Origin of the sequence: Prevotella sp. HJM029, assembly GCF_000599605.1 — a bacterium.
In the GTDB taxonomy this organism is placed as follows: Bacteria; Bacteroidota; Bacteroidia; order Bacteroidales; family Bacteroidaceae; genus Prevotella.
The window spans coordinates 41231-65722 of sequence record NZ_KK082679.1 but is presented as its reverse complement, the minus strand read 5'-3'; the positions used below and the strand labels follow the sequence as shown (position 1 = coordinate 65722).

The window sequence follows — 24492 nt, the reverse complement described above, 5'->3', positions numbered from 1 at the left end:
GATACATGGACAGATTATCCTACAATCGTAAACAAGCTACAGGTAGTTGCAAGCCCTTTGCACTACGATGGCTACTCATTTGTTGCACCTTCTTAGGTCTATTTCTGCTTGCTCAGCCAGCCTTTGCACAGCAACAAAATGTGAAATTATCCAACAAAACATTAGCTGTTGCACAATTCTTTCACGAAATTGAGCAACAAAGTGGCTACCTCTTTGTCTACAAAGACAGCGACATTGACCCCAAGAGCAGTGTCTCGTTTGGACAAACCACTGGCACAATCGCCTATTTCCTCGAACATTTTGCACAAACACATGCACTGCGTTACGACATCACCAACCGCAAATACATTGTGTTTTCGCAAAAAACAGCTACGCCAACTGCCACGAAACAGGTGTCGGGCATGGTGAAAGATGCGAGTGGAGAGCCCTTAGTGGGTGCGACAATCCAACAAAAAGGCACTGCCAACAAGACCATTACCGATGCCGATGGGCGCTTCACGCTCAACGCATCGCCAGGCACTTCGCTCGTCATCTCCTACATAGGGCTGCAAGATCAAGAGCTCAAAGCCTCGCCAAACATGACCATCACACTCAGCGATGATGTGAAAGCCTTAGACGAAGTGGTGGTGGTGGGCTATGGAACCGTGAAGAAAGCCGACTTAGCCGGTTCGGTTTCGGTGCTCGATAACAAAGCTTTTAAGGACCAACCCATCACGCGTGTTGACGATGCTTTGCAGGGAAGGATTGCCGGAGTGCACGTGGTGAACAGCGGAATTCCAGGCGGTGAGATGAAAATTCGCATTCGAGGCGCTGGCTCTATCAACCGAAGTAACGACCCACTTTACGTAGTTGATGGCATCGTTCGCGAGAGTGGACTCACTGGTTTGGACCCAGAAGATATCCAATCTATTCAGGTTTTGAAGGATGCTTCGGCCACAGCCATCTATGGTTCGCGCGGTTCTAACGGTGTAGTTTTAGTGACAACGAAGTCGGGAAAGGCCGATATGAAGCAAGTATCCTTTGATGCTCAGTTTGGTTTCAGCAACATTGCCAAGCGTTATCCATTGCTGGATGCCTACGAATTTGCCACAGCTTATAACGAAGCCCATCCCGGAACATTCGGTCAAGCAGACTTAACTGCTTTCCAAAATGGCGAAAAAGGCACCGATTGGCAGCGAGCTATCTCGCAAACAGGCTTCACACAGAACTATAAAGTGACGCTCACCAATGGTAATCGCGACACACAATACTACCTGTCGGGCAATTATTTGAGTCAAACAGGAACGGTGCTTAGTACAAAAAACGAACGCTATCAAGCAAAACTCAACCTCACATCGAACATCACTCCATGGCTCACTATCACCGCAGATGTGAATGCTTCTCACAATGTTAGAAGCATGGTGAACTTCAGTGCATCTAAAAATAACATGCTATGGCTTGCATTAAACTACTCACCTGTGACGAATGTGATGGACAATGCAGGCAACTATAGCCACGATTTCTATAATGCTATCACGGCAGATAACCCTGTTGGGAGCCTCAAACTCAATAGCGGTCAGGGGCGACAAGACATCTTTAATGGCAGGATTGATTTGCGATTTAATCTCCTTCCAGGCTTAACTTTCACCACAACCAACGGCATAGACTATAACGATGCCAAATATTATTGGTTTAATTCTAAGCGCGTTGTCGAACAAAGCAGCATGACCAATCAAGACGGACAACGCATGATGCTGCAATCAACCAACAACCTTACTTATGCAGGACAATGGGGATTGCATGGTCTTACGGCTACAGGTGTATTCGAAGCCACGCAATCTAAGTATCGCATGATGCACATCTCGGGCGACAATCTGCTGACCGAAAGCGTAGGATGGTGGAACATTGGCTTGGCTAAAAGCAAAACATCAGACAATGATTACGAAGCTTGGGCGTTGCTTTCTGGCGTGGGTCGCTTGATGTATAATTACGATAACCGCTATTTGCTCACGACAACTTTCCGCGCAGATGGGTCGTCAAAGTTCTTCAAAAACAAATGGGGTTTCTTTCCATCTGTGGCCTTAGCCTGGTCATTGGGCAACGAAAAGTTCATGCAACAGCAAGACATCATCCAAGATTCCAAGCTCAGAGTGAGCTACGGATTAGTGGGAAGTCAGGCTATTTCGCCCTATGAAACCTTGGGATTGATGAAACAAGTGGGCTATGCTTATGGCGGATCGACCAAGTATACGGGCTTCTGGGCAGGCACAAGTCGTGCAACTCCCAACCTCACTTGGGAGAAAACACACCAATTCAACATCGGTATCGACTTCGCAACACTTGCCCATCGTTTGCGCTTCTCTATCGATTACTTCAACAAAACCACCAAAGATGGTCTGCTGAAGAAAACACTTCCGCAATATGATGGAGGCGGAACCTATTGGGTTAACGCCTGCGAAGTGGTGAACCGAGGCGTTGATTTCACCATCGATGCTCACATTTTAAAGCAGAAAGACTTGAATTGGAACTCGTCTTTCACGGGCACTTACCTCAAAAACAAGGTTACTTCGTTGGATAATATTCCCTTCGTTCAGGGCTATTCGCCTGCGATTGGCCTGATGGGCGATGTGACACGCATCGTCGTTGGGCAACCCATTGGCGCATTTTATCTGTATCAATGGACGGGATTAGATGCTACAGGCCACGACACTTACGCCGACCTTGACGGCAGTGGCACGCTATCTGAGGGCGACAGAACATTCTGTGGAAAGGCCAATCCCACCTTCACTTTGGGTTGGAATAACCAACTTTCTTGGCGAAACTGGGATTTAAACCTCTTCTTTACGGGTGCTTTTGGTGCCAAACGCCTCAATCTCATGCGCTATTTCGCGGCTTCAATGAATGGCGCTTCGAAATTCATTACCCTAAAAGAAGCCTACTATCAGTCGTTTGGAAAGACCGATAATCCGATGTTCCCCGCCGTAAATGTCACCAATAACAACTATCAAGGTGCCTCAACCAAATGGTTGGAGAAGGCCGATTACTTCCGTTTGGACAACATCACCCTGTCGTATAACCTCACCAAACAGCAGACTCGCTTTGCCGATGTGAAGTTATCTTTGAGCTGTCAGAATGTGTTTACGCTCACGGGATATAAAGGATTAGACCCCTCGGGCACCTCATTCATGGACACATCGCTCGGCAATGTTGACATCAATGATGGTATCGATATGGGCGCTTATCCGCTCTCTCGCACCTTTACTTTCGGCGTAAAAATCAATTTCTAACTTCAAAAGACAACATGATGAAAATTCAAATCATACTCCTATCCTCCTTTTTGCTGGCGGTAACGACTACCGCTTGCAGCGATTTCCTCACCGAAAATCCGAAAGGACGTCTCACACCTGAGAACTATTTTACGTCGCAAGAGGAATTGGACATGGCCGTAAATGCCCTGTATAGTAAGGTGTGTGACACACAAACCAACACCAATCCCATGATGATTGCATGGCAAGGCGACGATGTTACCACCAATCCCGGCAGCAACAAGCAGCATGTGGCCGAGGTAGATGCCTTCCATCCCAGCGACGGAAACAATGGCGCTTCATGGACTTGGCGCACCTCTTTTGTGGCAATCAAGGCGGCAAACGACATCATTAACACCGCAGAGAAAACGCCAACCAGCACAGAAGAGAAGAACATCGCCATCGGACAGGCGCGCTTTTGGCGTGCCGTGAACTATTTTTTCTTGGTAAGACGCTTCGGACCTGTACCCATGAATCTGACTGGAGACGTGGACTATAGCAGACCATTGGCGTCGGTTGAAGAGGTGTATCAGCAGATTGTGACCGACCTCCAGGCCTGCATCGCCACGCTTCCCACACGCTATTCCACCGCACCACGCGCCATGAACGGTGCTAACATCTTCATCACCAAGCAGGCAGCGCAAGCCACTTTGGCCGCTGTTGACATGGCAATGGCGGGCTGGCCACTGCAAAAAACCGAGCGATATGCCGAAGCTGCCACGCTAACCAAGGCCGTTATCGACGGCGTTAACGCAGGAACTTATGAGTATATCTTAGAACCCGATTTCAAACACGTGTATGCACCGAGCCACAACTACACCAACGAAACAGTCGTTGGCATCAACTTCTCGGGCACATTCATGTGGGATGAAGACTCCGAAATGTCAAAAAGCAATCTCTTTGAGTCGTTAGGTGGCTGGGGAGACGGCTGGGGTGAAATCAAGTTTTGGAACGATTTTCCCGCCGGACCGCGCAAAGATGCCATCTACAATCCCAAGATTTTGAAGAACAACGGACGCCAAGGCGAGACCGATCTCTTAGACTGGTGGCAGGTAGAAGAGCAACATCCCATGTTTTCTATCTTCACTGTGGGCCCCGACAACGTGGATTATGACTACACCAAGCCTGCCGGTTACGTTTCATCCAACAGCCATCGCCACCGCTTAATCCGCTATTCCGAGGTGCTGTTGTGGTATGCCGAAGCCCAATGTCGCGCCGATGGAAGCCCCAATGCCATGGCTTATCAGTGCATCAACCGCGTGCGTCAGCGGGCAGGATTAGCTGCTTTGCCAGCCGGAATGAGCGGCAACGACTTCATAGAAGCCTGCATTCGTGAGCATGGTTGGGAGGTTGCAGGCTATTGGCCAGCATTGGTTACGCGCCGAGACGACCTCATGCGCCTCAACAGGTTAGAACAAGTGTTCAACCAACGCAAACTCAATGCGCCCATCACCGTGGCACCTGGCGTCACATTGCAAGAGACAGTGCTCATCCCCAACGGCCTCACTTGGCAAGGAGAGAAGAGCATTTATCTGCCTTACCCAGCTTTAGACGCACAGCTCAACCCACACCTTCGCCGTTAAAAGGCGTTGGCTCGTGAAGTAATAGCTATCATTTTGTCTCGCAATTTGGTGTATATCCGACTACAATATGCATCATTTTGTGGGACAATTTGCACCATTTTTCACAACACATCCCACTCGCTTTGCTAAGCAGGGCCAAACAAATGCGAAATGTTCTCGGTGCAACTCAGGCACATACGAAGGTTGATAACCGTCGTTTTGACACATCAGAAAGGCTCATGCACCACGCAACAGCCGTTCGGAGGGGTCGAAAAGGCTCCTGCATCATGCAGCAAACGTTTCAGAGGGTCTGAATGGTCGTTTTATTCTTGCGGCAGCCCTTTCAGAGGGTCTGAATGGGATTTTTCTGTTTGCGGCAACCCTTTCAGAGGGTCTGAACGGTCATTTTATTCTTGCGGCGACCCTTTCTGAGGGTCGGAATGGGACTTTTCATCACCAAACACAAACCAACAATGACAAAACAACGCACCACAACGCTGGCCATGTTGCTGGTAACGGCGCTCCATCTCGCTGCCCACAGCCTATTGGTTGAGGCCGAAAGGTTTCAAAACAAAGGCGGTTGGGTGGTCGATGCACAGTTTATTGAGCAGATGGGCTCGCCCTATTTGTTAGCACATGGCATGGGAACACCCGTAAAGATGGCCGAAACGCCGGTCAATGTGTCTACCGCGGCCACCTATTTCGTTTATGTTCGCACGTACAACTGGACGTCACCGTGGCACAAAGGACGTGGTCCCGGCCGGTTTTTCGTAGGCATGAATGGTCGAAAGTTGGGGCAAATGGTGGGCGATGCGGGCGACAGTTGGCAGTGGCAATATGCCGGAAAAGCGCAATTAAAGCAGGGCATCAACCGCCTTTCGTTGCACGATGCTACGGGCTTTGACGGCCGTTGCGATGCCATCTACCTTTCCACCACGCCCAATCCCCCACCCCACGCACCCCAAACGCTGGCCACTTGGCGCGAAAAGCAACATCCATCGCCCATCCAAGAAGCCTCAACAACGCCCTTCGACCTTGTGGTTGTGGGTGGCGGAGTGGCCGGAATGAGTGCGGCTTTGGCGGCAGCTCGCTTGGGTTTGCGCGTGGCTTTGGTGCAAAACCGTCCCATTTTGGGTGGCAACAACAGTTCGGAAGTGCGCGTACATCTTGGCGGTCGCATCAACATGGAGCCTTATCCGCGGCTCGGCGACCTGCAAAAAGAGTTTGCACCCACGCAAGAAGGCAATGCCATGCCGGCCGAAAACTATGCCGATGCACGCAAGATGGCCGTGGTGAAAGCCGAGAAAAACATCAGCCTTTACCTGAATTTCCATGTCGACAGAGTGGAGATGGCGCCTGCTTCTTCCACCAACAACGAGGGGAATTGCATCAAAGCGGTCGTGGCACAGCAGGTAGAAACAGGGCAACGGCTGCGCTTCTCGGCACCTCTTTTTGCCGATTGCACAGGCGATGGCACAGTGGGGTTCCTCGCAGGTGCACACTATCGCATGGGCAGAGAGGCGCAATCGGCCTTCCATGAGGACTTGGCGCCACAGCAAGCCGATAGCATGACCTTAGGCGTTTCCATGCAATGGCGTGCCGAAAAGGCACAACACGCTGCCCCTTTCGCGCATTTCGACTATGGAATCGGCATCAACCGCCACACGTGTGAGCCTGTTTTCAAAGGCGAATGGACGTGGGAAACAGGGCTTTGGCGCCATAAAATCAACGAAATCGAGGCCATTCGCGACTATGGCTTGGCGGTGATTTATGCCAATTGGAGCTTTCTCAAGCATGCTTATCAAGGGCGAAAGAGCTACGAAAAATGGCGTTTGGCATGGGTAGGCTATGTGGCTGGCAAGCGCGAGTCGCGTCGGTTGTTAGGCGATTATGTGCTGAGCGAGCAAGACATCATGCGCAACATGCCCCACGAAGACGCCACTTTCACCACCACTTGGAGCCTCGATCTGCACTATCCCGACAGCCTTCAGCAGCAAATCTTCCCGTTTTCGGCCTTCAAAGCCGTCTCCCATCAGCGCGTCATCTATCCTTATGCCGTGCCTTTTCGTTGCCTTTACTCACGCAATGTCAACAACCTTTTCATGGCAGGGCGCAACATTAGCGTCACACATGTGGCACTTGGCTCGACAAGGGTGATGCGAACCACGGGCATGATGGGCGAAGTGGTGGGCATGGCTGCCGCAGTTTGCAAGGCCAACCATGCGTTGCCGCGGCAGGTCTACCAGTTGTTTTTCGGCCAACTGCGCCATTTGATGCTGCAAGGTGTAGGTCATTCGGCGCTTCCCAACAATCAACATTACAACGAAGGATGGGTGTTGTCCGAGCCACCTGCGCTCAACAGTCGCCCCATTGATCAAAAACAACATCAATAACATAAACTTTTTTACAGATGAAGAAAATCATTTTAGCCCTGCTGCTCCATTGCTTTGCCTTGGGAACAATGGCACAATCGCCACAGAAAATCACCGTTTTGCAATGGAATATCTGGCAAGAAGGCACACTTATTCCGGGTGGTTTCGAGGCCATCGCCGACGAATTGGCTCGCCTTCACCCCGACTTTGTGACGTTTAGTGAGGTGAGAAACTACCACAACACCAACTTTTTGCTGCGTCTTGTGTCGGCGTTACACCAACGAGGTCTTACTTATTACACGTTTAAATCGAAGGACTCGGGGCTATTGAGCGCCCATCCCATCAGCGATTCAGTGTATGTTTTCCCCGAAAATCGCGACCATGGCAGCATTTATAAGCTGGTAACGAAGGTGAAAGGGCGCGAGTTTGCCGTCTATACCGGCCACCTTGACTATTTAGATTGCAGCTATTATGAGGTAAGAGGCTATGATGGCAACACGTTTAAGCCCTGCAATCGTCCTGCCAGCGTTGATGAATTGCTGCAGAAAAACGACCTTTCATGGCGCGATAACGCAGCGCAAATCTTCATTAATGAAGCAAAACACGACCTAAAAGCAGGGCGATGTGTCATCTTTGGCGGCGATTTCAACGAGCCATCACATTTAGATTGGACGGCCGCCACCGCGCAACTTTTCGACCATCACGGCATGATTGTGCCCTGGACCGTGTCAACCATGCTCGCTAAAGCGGGCTATCGGGATGCCTATCGCGTGCTGTTTCCCAACCCACTCACGCATCCCGGCTTCACTTATCCATGCTATAATCCCCTCGCCGACATTCATAAACTCACGTGGGCACCGCTATCTGACGAGCGCGAACGCATCGATTTAATCTACTATCAAGGTCGGAATATGCGCGCAACAGACGCTAAAATCTTCGGACCTGATACGTGTGTGGCACGTTGTAAGCCCCAAAAAGACACCTGGAACGACCCCTATCTCCCACCAAAAGGCATTTGGCCTACCGACCATCGCGGCCTGTTGGTGGCGTTTGAAGTGGGAAAATGAGTGTTGAAATGATATTAGCCAAGGCCTGATATATGGCTAAAGAGCAGGTTTTATAGCCCCTTTTAAAATTCTTTTTACCCTTGTATCTCTCTCAACTTCCTGCAAAAAAGGTGGCAAGTTGAGAGGGATACGAGGCTTTTTCATCTGCTTTTTGTCGTCTTCCCACCGCCTATTCATAGCGAACGGGGGCACGTTTCGTCCAATCATCCATGACATAACTGTCGGGATAGGTGGAGAAGTCGCAGCGATTGCCATCCCATTCACGGATATAAGTAGTGAAACGACGCTTCCCTTCCTCTAAGATAATGACACGAGCACCGGGCTTTAAGTGATTATACACGGTGTTTCCGCCCGTATATCGCCCATAGGCTAAGAGCAAATCCTTCCACATCACGGCATAATCATTGTCGTGATCGTGCCCCGCAAAGATAGCCATCACGTCGCCTTCTTCAGCCATTGCGGTGAACATGCCTGAGTTAAAATCGGGCGAACACACCGCTTCTCGGCGCGTACCAATGAGCGTTGCCGTTTCAGTTGTGGCTGCTTGCTTGTATTCGGGCAACGGAATATGGAAGAAAGCCAGCGCAAGAAGCACCTTATTGTGGTACGTTTGCTTTGCCATTTGCGCCTGTTTTCGATACCAATCCACCTGTTCAAAGGTGAGCCAAGCATAGATACCTTTGCTCTTATCTTGCGGGAAACCCTTGGGATAGGCGTGCGAATCGAAGCAATAAAGACGGGCTGCGGGCTGCTGATCATGCGACGATTGGATGGTTAAAACATAATCTAATGCTTGTCCATCTTTGATTTCTGGGCAGATATTATAGTCCACTTGGCGTGCAAGTTCGTAGAGTTTTTGATTGGAAAGTCCTTGCTCAAAGTCATGATTCCCAAATTCATAGACAAACGGAATGTGATGCTTGGCGATGCGATTGAGCACCGATAGGAGATTTTCTTTAGCCGGAGGTCCCCAGATAATGTCGCCCGTAAGCACGATTAAATCGGGCTTTTCGGCCGTTAAGAGGCGGTCAATCACCGGCAAAGCAGCCACCGAAGCCTCACTACCATTATAGTGTACGTCGGTGATTTGCATGATTTTAAAACGTCCTTCGCTGTTAAATTTCAGCGTTTGTGCCATGGTTAAGGTTGCACTGCCTACGAGAAGCAGTGCAACCATCATTTTTTTCATCATTTGTTTTTTCGTGTTTTAAGTTGTTTTCGGAAATCTTATTTCTTCTTTAATTGTTCAAATCCTTGTTTCAAGTCGTCCCAATAATTATACGTTCTGACATGATAGATGTCGAAAACAAAATAACCATCGGCAGCATTAGCGCAGGCATCGACACTGTTTTTCACTGCTTCGTGCTGATTGCCCTGTTCAAATCCCGTGGGATTTCCTACATCGGGGCCGCCCGCGAACTTCACGTTTTTGCCCAATAGCCTACGTGCTTGTTGGGCAAAGCCCTGCATTGTCCATTCGCCTGTGCCATAAACTTTATTGGCAGCTGCATAACATCCCAAGAGCATTTGGTCGAGCAAGTCGGCATAACCATACTGATGGTAGTCGCTATTAGCCCAAGAAGGATAGTCAATGGCGGGGTCATAGCTCGTGCTTGCCCAGTTAACTCCCATCTGATAATAGGTGGAATACCACGCACCCACGTAGGTTCCGACCTTGATTTTGGGATTAACGCTATGAATGGTCGCTACGGCTCGCTGCACAAAGTCGTGGATGGTTTTGGCGCGAAAGGCCAGCCATTGCTTGAAATATTTTGCCTTTCGCGTGGCCTTGTTATCAGGCATACCCACTGTTCCTACATCTTCAGGGAACCGAACTTGCTCATCTCCAACAAACGTTTTGAATTGCTTTTGACTCTCTTCCGAAAAGTCTGCCCGCAAATCGTCGTATCGGCAACGGTCCAAGAAGATGCCATCGACCTTGTATTGACTTAAATCGCGCAGCAAATGGAGCAGAAACTCCTGCACATCGGGGTTGGAAGGATTGAGGAATTTCGTGCCATAGAAGTCGGCATCGGCGGGATTGGTACTTGTGAGATCCATCTCGTTGACCAACCCTTGCTCAAGACTTAGTGTCGTTACCCACGCACGTTTCGTGGCATCGCGGAACACAAGTCCCTGTTCTCCAAGCCCATAAGGATAGAGATTGCCGCCCACAAAGGTATTGATGGCTGCGTTAACCTTCAGCCCTAACTGATGACCTGCATCGATAAAGGCCTGCAGATAGTCCCAAGTGACCGTGCGTTCGTAAAACGTATAGGTGCTGCCTTCCCAGGTATCGAGCTTCTTCACCTGACTCACAGCATCGGTTTTGTAGAGCACATCGCCCATCGAAGGGCGCACATCCACCACGATATCGGTAAATCCAGCTGCCTTAACCTTTTCCAAATCAGTCTGGATGTTCTCTTTGCTGTTGGCATAACGGGGGAAGTTGGCTGCTGCATCAATCCAGATGAAGCGTGACTTTTCGCTGTCAGGACTTGGTGTTGGGTCTTTTTTCTTCTCCCAATCCCATTTGTTTTGAATATCTTCATGGGACTCAGGCTTACAGGAAGTGTAAGCCATGAGTACCAACATGAAACATAAAACACTATGTATTGTTGTGTAATGTCGCATTGTTTATGACCTAAAATGCGTGATATTGCGCTATAAAATGCATCATTTTTTAATACAATCAATCTGGATACCACCAAACGAGAGGTGCGTATTCGACACGTAGAAGATGTGAGCAAAGTAGCCATCAGCTGTAGGAGCGATGAGAACATCACTAAATCCGTATTCACCTGGTTCTGCCATGTTGCCCGCACAATAATCTTTTACTTTAAAAGCATACTTCAATGCCGAAGAAGTCTCATCTGCTCCCGTGACACTATTGAGATTGGCTGCATCGAAAAGATAGACGGTTCCTGGAAATCCCCATGTGGGCCAATAGCCTATTTTGAAGTTTACTAAATAGCGATTATGGTTAAAGGTGCACATATCGAGGGCCGCACTTGTTTGTCCCCACGACTCTCCTTTGACCAAATTGGTGGGTGTCTGCCAGTCGGATAAGTAATACATTTGATTGGCACCTCCAGCATAATAGTCGGCCACACAACCTGCATTGCCTTGCGCATTGGCCGCTACAACCTTGGCATTTCCGCCCATTCCACCCCAAGGATTGATGCCAAGCTCTATCACTTCGGGTGCACCCACGGTGCCATTGGTAACTTTCCAGCGCACCACTTTCTTGGTATTGAGCGGTGTTGCCACGATCACCGCATCGTGATCGAGGTCGCCTTGCACACTTAAACGGGCGCCAAGAGTAACCCCTAAGCTGTTATGATAGGTGATAAAGGGTGTGGGAGCGCCGGTCACACTATTCGTTTTATAAATCTTTAATGTCTGTCCATTGTCTGCAAGATTGCAGATAAGCATGTGGTCTGCCTGGTCACTGGTGATGGCACCCGTAGCATTTGCACTTCCCAAATTAATTGTTCCGACCTTACTTCCTGTAGCCCTCAAGAAATAGAGTGGTGCGCTACCATCACCCACATTGAGGACAACATATTTGCCAATAGCGGCTAAAGTGGGGTGCATGCCCTCTTGTGTTTGCGTGATACCTAATAGTCTTAGGTCATGAGAGAATAGTTCTTTCTCGCTCCCTACGGCATAACCCATGTCGAGTTTTGATGGAATACGCTTCACCACTTGGTAGACAGTCTTATCCACTCCGTTATCAGCAGTCACCGTAAAGGACATGGGTTGATTGAAATTATAGGTGCCATGAGGGTCGGGAACTATCGTTGCATGGGCATCAAGCACTGCTTCTGCTGTTGCATTTGAGAGGTCATCAAGAGTGACTATCGATATGCTTTTATTCGTTTCATCAACCACTGCGGGAATGGAACCATTGACCATGAAACTCTTAACGGCACACTTATTGGAACGCACTTGCTGCCCCGAGATGGTGATATGGCGCTCATTGCCATAGGGGTCGGTATAGGTAAAGGCATTCTTCTGGGTTAAGTCGAGCATGGTTAAGCCTGGATTGAGCATGCAATTATTCTCCAACACGGCAGTTACCTTCATCGCTTTTAGCGCATCGGCTGTCGAATTATCGCTTTCCTCTGGGTAATAAAAAGGAATAGGGATAACATAGTCTGTTTTGTCTTCATTGCTATTAATGATCCATTCCTTGGCAACCTTGTCTTTATATTCACCCGAAGTGAAATAAGCTGTTAGGCTCGTGATGCCCGAACGATTAGCCGTTGGTGCTACATGTTCCTCTTCTGCACAATTGGTGAAGAGCGAAAGTGAGGCCAATGCCACGCAGTAGCACACGAAATTTATCTTTGTTTTCATAATGATGTTCTTTAAATTATTGCCATTCTGAGAATTGTTTCATCTCCTTATTTGTATTCAGTTCTGCCACAGGAATGGGGAAACGATTCATTTTCTGTGGGTAGTTGAGATTAACATTGTCAACGGTTACATATTGATAACGATAGTTGCTGCCACTCTTTTCAATCTTAAATCCATGACGACGAATACCTGTTAGCTGTGTAGTAGCCAATCCCCAGCGACGCATATCCCAGTAATAAAGTCCTTCGAAGGCCAGCTCTATCTTGCGTTCATGGCGCAAAGCATCAAACACTTGCTCAGCGGTTGTAAGATTTTGTAGGGCTGGAAGTCCGACACCTGGACGCTGTCTCACCTTATTAATATAGATGACAGTCTCGGCAAGATCATTGGTTCGCAAGCAAGCCTCAGCATAATTGAGATAGACTTCAGCTAATCGGAAGGCTACCCAAGGCTGTGTACTCTGACTATTGGCTTTGTAATCGCGCGACTCATCCAAGAACTTTTTCAGATAATAGCCCGTGGTTGTGCGCCCTTCATTCACTGCATCTTTCATCCATTCAGCCCATCCATCTTTGCCACCAACAAAGGGTTCGATGGCTCTATCACGCCATTTAGCTCCATTATAGAGTATGGTTGCCGCAAAACGTGGCTCTAATTGGTCATAAGGTGGCGCTTGAGTGGTGCCTCCTTGTGCATGCCATGCGGTCCAATCTGCTTTCCCTCCAGTCTTCAATTCATACTCTTCAACTAAGTCTTGTGTAGGTGTTCCAAACGCACCATAGGTAGGCATGCCCAAAGAATGGTCCCCTCCTGGCGCATAATAGCTATCGAACTGGTGTCCAGTGTTAGCCACATTGCCATAAACATAAGTATAGATGGCCTCGGTATTTCCTTCACCTTTAAAGGCATCGGCATACTGATTGGTGAGCGTATACCCCATGTCGAAGACCTTCTTCGCAGCCTCTTTCACCGCATCCCAATTATTACAATAAAGCATAGCACGTGTGATGAGGGCATAAGCAGCACCACTTGTGAGGCGTCCCATTGCTGCTTTCTGCACTGGAAGATGCTGTGCTGCAAAGGTTAAATCAGCCAAAACGTAGTCCCATCCAGCAGCTTCTGTATCTAAAGCCTTGTTGGTTGAGATCTTAGTTAAGTCTTCATCATAGATGATTGCCTGATGATAACGCTTCAAAAGTTCAAAATAATACATGGCTCTAAAGAAGCGAAGTTCGCCTTCTAAGCGCTGCTTTTCATGCTCATCAAAACTACTTGCATGGAGTTTCCCTAAGGTTTCGTTCACACGACGTATCTGTTCGTAGGTGGTTCCCCACACACCTAAGTAGCTATCTACATAGGGAGCAGTGAGCACTGTGCCACCATAAGAAACCTCATTAGGAATGAAACAGAAGGCATTATAGTTCATATTGCCGTATTTAAACTCGTCGGTCAAGCCTTCAGTAAGGCCAATACTGCTTTGATAATTGCTAAAACTACCAAGATTTGGAATATCTCCATAGAAATAGTTTACAGCTAATTCACCTGTAGCGACATCGCTCCAAACTAATTTTTCGGTTACTTTGTCTGTAGGACTAATATTGAGAAAGTCATTGCATGATGTAACTGCAAGACCCATTGCAATTGATGCTATCGTTAAATATCTCTTTTTCATTTTCGTGAACGTTAAGGTTAGAATGTGATGTTAATGCCTCCTAAGAAAGTTCTTTGTTGCGGATAGTAGCCATTGTTCACTGCGGGCGACTCAGGATCGATTCCCTTTGGCAGGCTATCAAGTGTGAAAAGGTTTGACCCTTCCACATAAATACGGATGTTCTCTATACCGATTTTATGCATCATTGCTTTCGGTAACGAATAGCCTATCTGCGCTGTTTTCAAACGAACATAGTTACCTTTGCGCATCCAAAAGGTGGAAGCAGCACCATTATCGCCACCATGTGAGACGGTAGAGAGCGTAATACGAGGGTAAGTGCCATTGGGATTGTCAATGCTATAAGCTTCTTTCACCAACCATAATGGTGAGTTCGCGCCCTCTTTAAAGGTCTGACTCCAGATGGTATTGTCATCATAACCATTATAATAAGTACCCAACATCGACACATCAAACTTGAAACCACCCGTAAATTGCGCGCTAAAATCGAATCCATTCCACGATGCACCGAGATTAAGACCCATCATGATCTCTGGACGATTGCTACGCCCTATGCGCGAACGATCTTGCTCATCAATCTTGCCATCGCCATTCATATCTTTGTATTTAATATCACCTAAGTTGGGTCTACTGCCGTACCAAGCCGCATGATCAATCTCTTCTTCTGAACGGAAGAGGCCTTCTGCAATCCAAACATATGCTGCATCAACACTTGTTCCTACATACTTACGCCACTCTTGTGCATTGGGTTCATCAAGATAGCGCAGCCATTTGCTCTTCGCATACGTCATGTTTAGGCTTGCATTATAACGGAAAGGCTTACCCAACAGAGCGAAGGTGTTTTGATGAGACAACGTCCATTCCACACCATAGTTGGCATATCGGTTATGATTTGCAATGGTATAATAATAGCCTCCCATAGAAGGTGCCTTATCACCACTCATATTTGCCAAGATATCATAGTTGAGATTATAGAACCAATCGGCCTCAAGTGAGAGCTTTCCATCCCACAATGTTGCATCAAAACCAATGTTCGAAGTGCGTGTTTTCGACCAAGTGAGCTCTGGATTAGCTACATTTGAAGTGTAAAGTGAACTATATACGTTGCCGTTAAAGATGCAATTACCACCAAAAGAATAGGTGCTAAGGAAAGAATAAGGTGAAACAGCATCATTACCCAACAAACCTATTGATGCACGCAGCTTCAAATCGCTCAACCATGACTGTGTTTTTTGCATGAAAGATTCACCCGAAAGGCGCCATGCTGCAGAGAAAGAAGGGAAGAATCCCCACCGCTTATTCGACTTATTACCACTGAAGTTGTAACTACCATCATAGCGACCGCTAAACTCTGCCAAATAAATATTGTTATAATCATATTTCAAACGGAACACATAACCAGCCGTTCGGGTGTGCCCACTCAACCCCGATTGCGAGTTACTCGTGAGCGGAATGCCATAAGATAGTTCTGGAAGACCTGCAAAAGGAACATTATCGGCGTAGGCAGCAAAGTTAGATGATTTGAAATCTCGGCCTTCAACCAAGAACAAAGCATCGACATGATGGCGGTCGAATTGGTGTACATAGCCCGCACTAAGCTGACCTATCATCTGCTCAGTGGTATAAGATCCTTCGCCCACCTTATTTTTATTAATGCTCTCAGGGTCTTGATTCAACACGAAGGTTGCCGTGGTTAAATCGCGCGTGTAGGTCTGATAGGGTGTGCTCAGCTGCTTGTTACGCGAAGAAAGATAATCATACGACCCCGTAGCCTTCAAGGTTAAGCCTGGCAACCAAGGCGCATCATAACTGAAAGAGACGTTGGTATTGAGATTCATACCACGCGTTCTCTGATAACCCGACTGTTGAATTGCAGCCAAAGGACTATACACCACCGAAGCATTATTGGGGATAGAACCGGTGTAAAGCCCATTCCATTGCTCAGGTAAATAAGGCCTCATCATGATTGCTTGGTGTCCAATAGAGAGCCAACCCGTCTCACCTGGCATGCCCAACGCATCCGATCCGCCCGAATTATAGCGTGGTTGTGCCTTGCGTGTGATGGTTGCTACGGTTCCAACAGCAATATTCCAATCCTTACTGGGCTTGAAATTCAGATTCGTACGCAGGTTATAACGGCGATAATCATAGTTATCGATGTTACCTTTCTGGTTCATAAAACCGCCACCAACATAATAGTTCACATTGGGATTACCCCCCGAAACCGACACATTATGTTTAAAAAGCTGTCCTGTTCCAAACACCTTATCAATATAATTCACGTTGTCCCATCCATCTGTGGGGTCGCCATTGAGCATTTTCTCAATGTCACTTTGCTTAAAAGCAGGCACATAATCTTCACGACGTTGAATGGTTCCGTTAGCCAATTGGTCCATCATCTGTGCCATGTTATAATAGTAAGCATATTCTGGTCCATTCATAAATTCGGGGAAATTCGCATTCAGCGACACACCAAACTGACCATCATAAGCCACACGAGGCTTCCCCTCTGTGCCCTTTCTTGTCGTCACTATAATCACACCTCCAGCTGCATTCAGGCCATAAACAGCCGCAGCAGCACCATCTTTGAGCACCGAAATACTTTCAATATCGTTAGGGTCAATATCATCAATGCTGCGTGGAATACCATCCACAATATATAAAGCTTCCATGTGAGAGCCACGTATTCTGAGGGCTGCTTGGTCGTTTCCTGGCTCACCCGAAGTCTGAACCGAGGTCACACCAGGCATCTTTCCACCCAACAGGCTCGACACATTGGTCGATGGCCCCTTCAACAACTCGTCACCTTTCATGGCTGTCACAGCACCCGTGAGCGACTGTTTGCGAGCTGTTCCATAGCCAATCACAACCACATCTGCCAAGTCGGTGTTGTCATCTTGCAACGTAACATCAATAGAAGTCTTCCCATTACATTTCACTTGTAAGGGCTTCATCCCCACATAAGTAAAGGTGAGTGTAGAAGCTTTTTGCGCACCTCCATTCAGCACATAATAGCCTTCAAGGTTTGTCACTGTAGCATGTTTCGGATTATTATTCATGACTACCGTCACACCGGCTAAAGGCTCTCCCGCCACATCATGCACAAATCCTTTCACTGTCGTTTGAGCTTGCCCACGCAAAGCAGGGATAGCCAACATCAATACCATCAGCCAAACCAAACGGCTCACGGCTAAACGATACTCATTTTTCACTTTTTCTTTCATGACCATATTTTGTTTAGATTGCACAAAGTAGTAGAAATAGTTCTTACTTCATGACGCTGCAAATATAAAACAATATTAAATATGTTCCAAATTTAAAACTATTTATTTTCACAAATCACATTAAATAAATTATTTTAATTATTTAAGTTGGTTTATTACTGAAATTATTTACATTATAAAAGCTATCAAATTACGTCCTAATCTCATTCATATTGCTGGGTAATCGCTATGCTTTTTGCACACAATATATATGCTATTACGCGCGTAAACCTATTTATATTAAGAACTAACCATTTTCCCCTGCGCGAATGTCACGCATAGAAAAGGCCATGCTTTTTAAATAATTAACAAGCCAATAGATTGGAAAACTTATTTATTTATATACTTTTGCAAAGTAAAATAAATTATTTATTATTATCCTTGTGGAAGAAGTTGGCATTCCTTCTATAGAAACCTGGACTGAAGCACAACGCGCATTGCTTCGCCAATTGATATTGCGTGGTCAGCAAACCATTGCAGAGTTGGCGCGAGACCAGGCTGTTAGTGTTCCTTTTATGACAAAGGCGCTAAACGAACTCATCGCCTCTGGATGGGTTTGTGAAGTGGGACGAAAGGAAAACTATGCACGCCGTGCGCCGCGTCTTTACTTCTTAAATGCCAAAAGAGCCTATTTCTTAGGCATCGACATGGGACACCTTTGGATGAGTCTTTGCATCTGTGACCTCTGCGGAACCATCATCTATGAACACTCACGCATGCCATTTTACTATGAAGATAGTCGGGCTTGCTTCGACAATCTCTTGAAGATTATCCAGAATTTCTTGCGAGAAGCCAACTGCTCTCCCCAGCAAATAAGTTGCGCTTGCATGACTGTTGGTGGACGTGTTACACCGCAAGCGGGCACCGCCTACAACATCTTCACCACCTTAGACGAGCCATTAGCCGATGCGTTAACACAGGGATTGACTATCCCAACCACCATCGACAACGACACACGTTGCATGACTTATGGTGAATGGTTGCAGGGTTGTTGCCGAGGTTTGCAACATGTGGTGTTCATTAATGTGAGCTGGGGCATCGGCATGGGCATCATTATTGATGGCAAGCGCTATGCGGGTCGCTCTGGATATGCTGGAGAAATGGGACATGTGCACTGCTACGACAACGACATTATTTGTCATTGTGGCAAAACAGGCTGCATGGAAACCGAGACTTCGGGAGCTGCCTTGCTGCGCAAAGTGATGCAAAGACTGCGCAATGGACAAGTATCTATCCTCTCCAACACACCCGAAAACGAGCTCTCGTTGCAAGCCATCTTAGACGCTATCCAGCGCGAAGATATTCTCTGTATTGATGCTTTGCAAGAGGTTGCTACCGAGTTGGGGCGAAACTTAGCAGGCATCATCAATATCTTCAACCCCGAAATGCTCGTCATTGGCGGCGAACTCTCGACGACGGGCGACTATCTTTTGCGCCCCATTCAGATGGGTATCAAGAAATATTCGCTCAATAAAGTCAGCGAAGATTCCATCATCGCCCTCTCCACCTTAAGCAATCAGGCGGGGTTAGTGGGTGCTTGTCTCACGGCAAGAAGTCATTATTTGCACATTGATGACTATGAGTCGCCCCACACACAGCGTTTCACCCACAAGACATAAAATAAGGAATGTGGAGGAACTTCCCACTCGCAAACATACAATATTTCAATCATTAACATATCGTTTCTATCAAAACAGGTCAACATGACGGCCGCTTCAAAAGCAAAAGTCGTGGGAAACCATAAATCAACAACAAGTAACCCATGGTTAACCGTAGAGATTTTTTAAAGCAATTAGGCTTAGGGTGCGCCGCATCATTGCTCGCCCCCTCTTTGTTATGGGCTAAAAACAAGCGCCCATCATCACCATCTGTCGGCGCATTGGCTACCGACAATAGTCATTATCTTGTGCCCAAAGCCAACGGATTGCCCATCACGGGCACTTTCTTAGACGAGATTTCGCACGACATTCCCCACCAAAACTGGGGCGAACGCGAGTGGGATGCCGATTTTAAATATATGAAAGCCATCGGTATCGACACCGTTATCGTGATACGTTCGGGCTACAGAAAGTTCATCACTTACCCCTCAGCTTATCTGCTAAAAAAGGGATGTTACAAGCCATCCGTCGATTTAATTGACCTCTTTTTGCGCTTGGCCGACAAATATAACATGAAGTTTTATTTCGGACTTTACGACTCGGGACACTATTGGGACACAGGAGATATGTCGCATGAAATACGCGATAACCGCTACGTTATCGATGAAGTGTGGAAGAGTTACGGTCACCACAAGAGTTTTAAAGGTTGGTATATCAGCACAGAAATTAGCCGAAAGACCAAAGGAGCCATTGAAACGTTCCACACGATTGGCAAACAATGTAAAGATATCTCCAACAATTTGCCGGTGTTTATCTCCCCATGGATTGACGGAAAGAAGGCCGTTATGCCCACCGAAGGGCTCACTAAGGAGCAGGCTGTGAGCGTAGAAGAGCACGAAAGAGAATGGAATGAGATCTTCGATGGCATTCATGATGTGGTCGATGCCTGCGCTTTTCAAGACGGACATATTGATTATGATGAGTTAGACATGTTCTTTTCGGTCAACAAAAAATTGGCCGATCGCTATGGAATGCAGTGCTGGACAAACGCAGAAACATTCGATCGTGACATGCCTATACGCTTCCTTCCGATTAAATTCGACAAACTCCGTCTGAAATTAGAAGCTGCTAAACGGTGCCATTACGATAAAGCCATCACCTTTGAGTTCTCACATTTCATGAGTCCTCAGTCGGCTTATCTGCAAGCCGGGCACCTTTATGACCGCTATAAAGAATATTTTAATCTTTAATTCCCCACCTTATTCTATCGCATTACACTATGAATTCAAGAACCGTACACATGGGCTACCTTTTCTTTTTAGCCCTCATCGCCGCCTTAGGTGGACTGCTTTTTGGCTACGACACGGCCGTTATCTCGGGCACTATCGACCAAGTGAACACACAATTTCACTTAAACGTAGTGCAACAAGGCTGGTATGTGAGCAGCGCTCTTGTGGGATCGATTGCCGGAGTGGCCGTTGCTGGCTGGCTAAGTGACCGCTTTGGCCGCAAACCCATCATGTTTTTATCGGCCTTTCTCTTCACCACTTCGGCCTTAGGTTGCGCCGTTGCCACCAATTTCTCCATGTTAGTGGTCTTTAGAATCATTGGTGGTGCAGGCATAGGCATCATCTCTATCGTCGCACCTATTTATATATCGGAGATTGCTATTGCGCAATACCGGGGTCTTATGGTGTCGTTATATCAGTTAGCCATCACGATTGGCTTCTTAGTTGCCTATGCCATGAACTATGGTTTGCTGCTCATTTCGCAGCAAGGTGCGATAGAAACGGGCTGGCTTCGCTTCATCTTTGTCGACGAAGTGTGGCGCGGCATGTTGGGAATGGAAACACTTCCCGCGCTATTCTTCTTCATCATCATCCTCGCTTTGCCCGAAAGTCCGCGCTGGTTGGTGGTGAAAGGCCGACTAACCGAAGCCGAAACCATCTACCAACGCATCTATGTGGCGCGTGAAGCCATTGCCAAACAGATTGCCCAAACGCAAGAAACCATCGCCAAAAGCGTGGAGACATCATGGCGTTCGCTCTTGCAACCAGGCCTATTGAAAGCGATTATCTTAGGCGTTTGCATTGCTATCTTGGGCCAGTTCATGGGTGTTAACGCCGTGTTGTATTATGGTCCGTCCATCTTTACCAATGCAGGAATGAACGATCCGCTCCTTTGTCAGGTGTTAGTTGGTGCAGTTAACATGCTAACCACCATCATTGCACTGTTTATTATCGACCGCATTGGCCGCAAAAAGCTCATCTATTATGGCGTTTCGGGCATGATTTTATCGCTCATCCTCATAGCCCTTTACTTCCAATTCCACGACCAATGGCAGCTTTCCTCCTACATGATGCTGGTGTTTTTCTTGTTCTATGTGTTTTGTTGTGCCATCAGTATCAGCGCCGTTGTGTTCGTTTTGCTCTCCGAAATGTACCCCAATCACGTGCGAGGTATCGCCATGAGCATTGCCGGTTTAGCCCTTTGGGTGGGCACATTCCTAATTGGTCAGCTCACACCTTGGTTCCTTTCGGCCTTCACTCCCGCAGGCACTTTCCTGTTCTTTGCACTGATGTGTCTGCCCTATCTGTTCATTATCTGGCGCTTTATCCCCGAAACGGCGCGCATGTCATTGGAAGATATTGAGCGTTATTGGAGGGAAAACGCATGAAACCCATTGCGCAGCGGCCTCCACAACGGCAACTCTCATGGCACAAGCTATGGCAAAAAGGGCTGCTCATGGTGCTGCTTTTAGCACCGATGGGGAGGCTTATGGCGCAAAAAAATGCAGAGAGGGCAACCGACAGCACCGCCAAACACATCATCATGTGGGTGGATGCGACGGCTAATTTCCAAACCTTTAGCCACCCCGACAGCATCGATTACTACGTCAGGAAGCTCCATCTATTGGGCTTTACCGACCTCGTTGTCGACGTTCGGCCTGTGAGTGGCGAGGTGTTGTTCAACACATCGTTGGCTCCTAAGCTGCAAACTTGGAAACAATTCACACGCCCCGACTTCGACTACTTGGGGCGTTTCATCACCATTGCCCACGCTTTTGGCATGAAGGTGCACGCTGCTATGAACTGCTTTTCAGCAGGACATAACTACTTTGATCGCGGACCTATTTACACCAAACATGCTGAATGGGCCTCCATGCAATACACGCCTGCCGGACGATTGCCCATTACACAGCAGAAAGAGAAGTATGCTGCAATGGTCAATCCCTTGGCTAAAGGCTATCTCGGCTACATGAAAAAGCTGTTAAAGGCTTTGCTTTCGGCCTACCCAACAGTAGATGGCGTGGTGTTAGACCGCGTGCGTTATGATGGTATCGAGGCCGACTTCTCAGACACTTCGCGTCGCGCTTTCGAAAAATATATTCACCATCGCGTTGAAAAGTTCCCACAAGACATCTTCACTTGGGTGAAAAATGATACCCAACAGTGGGTGGTTCGGCCCGGAAAGTGGTATGCTTTGTGGATAGAGTGGCGCGCAAAAGTCATCCATGATGTGATGGGTGCGCTCCGAAAGCAGGTGAAACAAGTGTGTCCCAAGGCGCTTTTCGGCACCTATACCGGCGCTTGGTATCCCACTTATTATGAAGTTGGCGTGAACTTTGCCCATCCTTCTTATCACCCCGAGCGCGACTTTGCATGGGCCACACCACGCTATCACACGACAGGTTATATGCCACTCATCGATTTTTACATGGCGGGTAACTACTATCCCACGATAGAACAGCCCAAGAATGCCACCGATGAAAGCGCGCAATGGTACTCGGTTGAAGGCTCATGCCGGCAACTACACCGCCTTTTATGCGGTCATCCGTTCTATGGTAGCGTGCTCATCGACCAGTTAGCGCCACAACCTGAGAAGATCAGTCGCGCCATTCAAACGAACCTTTCGCTATCCGATGGCGTGATGCTTTTCGACATTAGCCATCTCATTGCCCATCCACAATGGTGGAATGAGGTGGAGAAAGGATTGCAAGGGCACGTGCAACACCCCTCGAAACAATAAAAATCATTCAAAATCAACACATTATGTTAGGAACACAAGAAATTATTATCATCGCCATTATCATTCTCATTCTGTTTGGAGGCAAGCGCATTCCCGAACTCATGAAGGGCTTAGGGAAGGGCGTTCGCTATTTTAAAGACAGCGTGAACGGCGTGGATGCGCCCGAAGAGCAGCAGCCTTCAAAAGACAAACCAGCGGAGACGCAGCACGATGAGCCCACGCGATGAGATGACATTTTGGGAGCATTTGGAGGAGCTCCGACGCGTTTTCATCAAAATCATCGTGGCCATCGTTGGGTGTGGCCTCGTGGCTTTCTTGCTGAAAGACGAGGTATTTCGCCTGATTTTAGCCCCCCATGCCCCCGATTTTCTGTCTTATCGCCTCTGCGAACAGCTCCATTTGCTGTCGCAAAACGAAATAACCACCACGGCATCTGCCATTCAATTGGTCAACACCACGCTCACAGGACAGTTTGCTATGCATGTGAAAGTGTCGGCCTATGTAGGCTTCATGGTAGCATCTCCCTACGTGTTCTATCAGCTTTTCGGCTACATTGCACCCGCTTTCGAGCCCGCTACGCAACAACGTGTGGTGCCTATTGTGGTGAGTAGCTTTGTGATGTTCTGCATAGGTCTTGCATTTAACTATTTTGTCATCTTCCCTTTAACGTTCCATTTCTTAGGAACCTACCAGGTAAGTGGCAGCGTTGAGAACCTCATCACGCTCAACTCCTATGTAGACACGCTGTTGGTGTTGAGCCTCCTGATGGGCATTCTCTTCGAGTTACCTTTAGTTTGCTGGCTCATGGGGCGTTGTGGGCTGCTCACAGCATCCACTATGCGCCGTTATCGCCGCCATGCGGTGGTGGCTATCGTGGTCGTTGCCGCCATCATCACCCCCACTTCCGACGTCTTCACCCTCATGGTTGTCTCCCTCCCCATTTGGTTTTTATATGAAGTCAGCGTGCTTTTGGTGCCAAAATGACGGCGCAAAATCAGGCGAGTGACTACAGATGCGCGTGCATGACGGGCTCTTTCGCCCCACATGTGCCGCTCACATGGCAACCTGATGGGGCAAAAATCGATCATAAAGGCTTAAAACGACAAGCCTTTTTACTTTTAATCTATGAAAAACAAAATTATCTTTTCAAGGTGAAGACATTTTGTTTTTGCTGTATTTTTGTTGGGAAATAGCCTGACATGGAATCATCCTACCTATTTACAGTGTGGCCTTTTGGATGCCCGACAAAGACCTCGTAAGACAAAAATTACTTCATTTCTGCTGTT

General features: G+C 47.6%; 15 protein-coding genes. 10 read left to right on the top strand and 5 right to left on the bottom strand.

Annotation, left to right across the window (positions count from 1 at the left end; genetic code table 11):
- The first annotated feature begins 5 nt into the window (after positions 1-5).
- From X919_RS0114060 to X919_RS0114045, 4 genes are all read left to right on the top strand, one after another.
- Positions 6-3266, top strand: a complete 3261-nt coding sequence (locus X919_RS0114060; RefSeq protein WP_028900657.1) for a SusC/RagA family TonB-linked outer membrane protein — start codon at positions 6-8, stop codon at positions 3264-3266.
- 17 nt (positions 3267-3283) lie between these two features.
- The gene (locus X919_RS0114055; RefSeq protein WP_028900656.1) at positions 3284-4867 is read left to right on the top strand and encodes a RagB/SusD family nutrient uptake outer membrane protein; all 1584 of its coding nucleotides are present in this window, start codon (positions 3284-3286) and stop codon (positions 4865-4867) included.
- Between the two features lie 452 nt (positions 4868-5319).
- On the top strand, positions 5320-7239 hold the full coding sequence (locus X919_RS0114050) for an FAD-dependent oxidoreductase (protein ID WP_028900655.1): 1920 nt from the start codon (positions 5320-5322) through the stop codon (positions 7237-7239).
- A gap of 17 nt (positions 7240-7256) precedes the next feature.
- Positions 7257-8285 carry an endonuclease/exonuclease/phosphatase family protein gene (locus tag X919_RS0114045; RefSeq protein ID WP_028900654.1) on the top strand — a complete coding sequence of 343 codons (1029 nt, stop codon included), beginning with the start codon at positions 7257-7259 and terminating at the stop codon, positions 8283-8285.
- Between the two features lie 169 nt (positions 8286-8454).
- Here X919_RS0114045 and X919_RS0114035 read toward each other — a convergent pair whose 3' ends face one another.
- The 5 genes from X919_RS0114035 to X919_RS0114015 are packed head-to-tail and all read right to left on the bottom strand — an operon-like array spanning position 8455 to position 17540.
- Positions 8455-9474, bottom strand: a complete 1020-nt coding sequence (locus X919_RS0114035; RefSeq protein ID WP_036918143.1) for a metallophosphoesterase family protein — start codon at positions 9472-9474, stop codon at positions 8455-8457.
- A 38-nt stretch (positions 9475-9512) separates the two neighbouring features.
- On the bottom strand, positions 9513-10919 hold the full coding sequence (locus X919_RS0114030) for an alpha amylase family protein (RefSeq protein WP_028900652.1): 1407 nt from the start codon (positions 10917-10919) through the stop codon (positions 9513-9515).
- A gap of 42 nt (positions 10920-10961) precedes the next feature.
- Positions 10962-12647 (bottom strand): DUF5018 domain-containing protein, encoded by a 1686-nt coding sequence (locus tag X919_RS0114025; RefSeq protein WP_028900651.1) that lies wholly within the window; start codon positions 12645-12647, stop codon positions 10962-10964.
- Positions 12648-12663: 16 nt separating this feature from the next.
- Positions 12664-14319, bottom strand: a complete 1656-nt coding sequence (locus tag X919_RS0114020; protein WP_028900650.1) for a RagB/SusD family nutrient uptake outer membrane protein — start codon at positions 14317-14319, stop codon at positions 12664-12666.
- A gap of 17 nt (positions 14320-14336) precedes the next feature.
- Complete coding sequence (locus X919_RS0114015) at positions 14337-17540, bottom strand: SusC/RagA family TonB-linked outer membrane protein (protein ID WP_028900649.1); 3204 nt, start codon at positions 17538-17540, stop codon at positions 14337-14339.
- A gap of 422 nt (positions 17541-17962) precedes the next feature.
- Between X919_RS0114015 and X919_RS0114010 the strand changes: the two genes are divergently transcribed.
- The 6 genes from X919_RS0114010 (at position 17963) to tatC (ending at position 24190) form a co-directional block, all read left to right on the top strand.
- Positions 17963-19198, top strand: coding sequence for an ROK family protein (locus tag X919_RS0114010; protein WP_028900648.1), 1236 nt, complete (start codon positions 17963-17965; stop codon positions 19196-19198).
- 143 nt (positions 19199-19341) lie between these two features.
- Positions 19342-20427 (top strand): DUF4434 domain-containing protein, encoded by a 1086-nt coding sequence (locus tag X919_RS0114005; protein ID WP_028900647.1) that lies wholly within the window; start codon positions 19342-19344, stop codon positions 20425-20427.
- 29 nt (positions 20428-20456) lie between these two features.
- Positions 20457-21854: a sugar porter family MFS transporter gene (locus X919_RS0114000; RefSeq protein ID WP_028900646.1), complete on the top strand. Its 1398-nt coding sequence runs from the start codon at positions 20457-20459 to the stop codon at positions 21852-21854.
- Positions 21851-23206, top strand: a complete 1356-nt coding sequence (locus X919_RS0113995; RefSeq protein WP_253270157.1) for an alpha amylase family protein — start codon at positions 21851-21853, stop codon at positions 23204-23206. The genes X919_RS0114000 and X919_RS0113995 overlap by 4 nt, the downstream gene beginning before the upstream one ends.
- A 23-nt stretch (positions 23207-23229) precedes the next feature.
- Positions 23230-23433 carry a Sec-independent protein translocase subunit TatA/TatB gene (locus X919_RS0113990; RefSeq protein WP_028900644.1) on the top strand — a complete coding sequence of 68 codons (204 nt, stop codon included), beginning with the start codon at positions 23230-23232 and terminating at the stop codon, positions 23431-23433.
- A complete protein-coding gene (gene tatC / locus X919_RS0113985; protein WP_028900643.1) occupies positions 23417-24190 on the top strand; it encodes a twin-arginine translocase subunit TatC in 774 nt (257 codons plus the stop codon). The genes X919_RS0113990 and tatC overlap by 17 nt, the downstream gene beginning before the upstream one ends.
- The last annotated feature ends 302 nt before the right edge of the window (positions 24191-24492 follow it).

What these genes read in the sequence shown, in the direction of transcription:
- X919_RS0114050 (WP_028900655.1), top strand. Translation starts at nt 5,320, where the DNA reads ATGACAAAACAACGCACCACAACGCTGGCCATGTTGCTGGTAACGGCG.
- X919_RS0114020 (WP_028900650.1), bottom strand. Translation starts at nt 14,319, where the DNA reads ATGAAAAAGAGATATTTAACGATAGCATCAATTGCAATGGGTCTTGCA.
- X919_RS0114030 (WP_028900652.1), bottom strand. Translation starts at nt 10,919, where the DNA reads ATGCGACATTACACAACAATACATAGTGTTTTATGTTTCATGTTGGTA.
- X919_RS0113995 (WP_253270157.1), top strand. Translation starts at nt 21,851, where the DNA reads ATGAAACCCATTGCGCAGCGGCCTCCACAACGGCAACTCTCATGGCAC.
- X919_RS0114000 (WP_028900646.1), top strand. Translation starts at nt 20,457, where the DNA reads ATGAATTCAAGAACCGTACACATGGGCTACCTTTTCTTTTTAGCCCTC.
- X919_RS0114015 (WP_028900649.1), bottom strand. Translation starts at nt 17,540, where the DNA reads ATGAAAGAAAAAGTGAAAAATGAGTATCGTTTAGCCGTGAGCCGTTTG.
- X919_RS0114045 (WP_028900654.1), top strand. Translation starts at nt 7,257, where the DNA reads ATGAAGAAAATCATTTTAGCCCTGCTGCTCCATTGCTTTGCCTTGGGA.
- tatC (WP_028900643.1), top strand. Translation starts at nt 23,417, where the DNA reads ATGAGCCCACGCGATGAGATGACATTTTGGGAGCATTTGGAGGAGCTC.
- X919_RS0114005 (WP_028900647.1), top strand. Translation starts at nt 19,342, where the DNA reads ATGGTTAACCGTAGAGATTTTTTAAAGCAATTAGGCTTAGGGTGCGCC.
- X919_RS0114035 (WP_036918143.1), bottom strand. Translation starts at nt 9,474, where the DNA reads ATGAAAAAAATGATGGTTGCACTGCTTCTCGTAGGCAGTGCAACCTTA.
- X919_RS0113990 (WP_028900644.1), top strand. Translation starts at nt 23,230, where the DNA reads ATGTTAGGAACACAAGAAATTATTATCATCGCCATTATCATTCTCATT.
- X919_RS0114055 (WP_028900656.1), top strand. Translation starts at nt 3,284, where the DNA reads ATGAAAATTCAAATCATACTCCTATCCTCCTTTTTGCTGGCGGTAACG.
- X919_RS0114025 (WP_028900651.1), bottom strand. Translation starts at nt 12,647, where the DNA reads ATGAAAACAAAGATAAATTTCGTGTGCTACTGCGTGGCATTGGCCTCA.
- X919_RS0114060 (WP_028900657.1), top strand. Translation starts at nt 6, where the DNA reads ATGGACAGATTATCCTACAATCGTAAACAAGCTACAGGTAGTTGCAAG.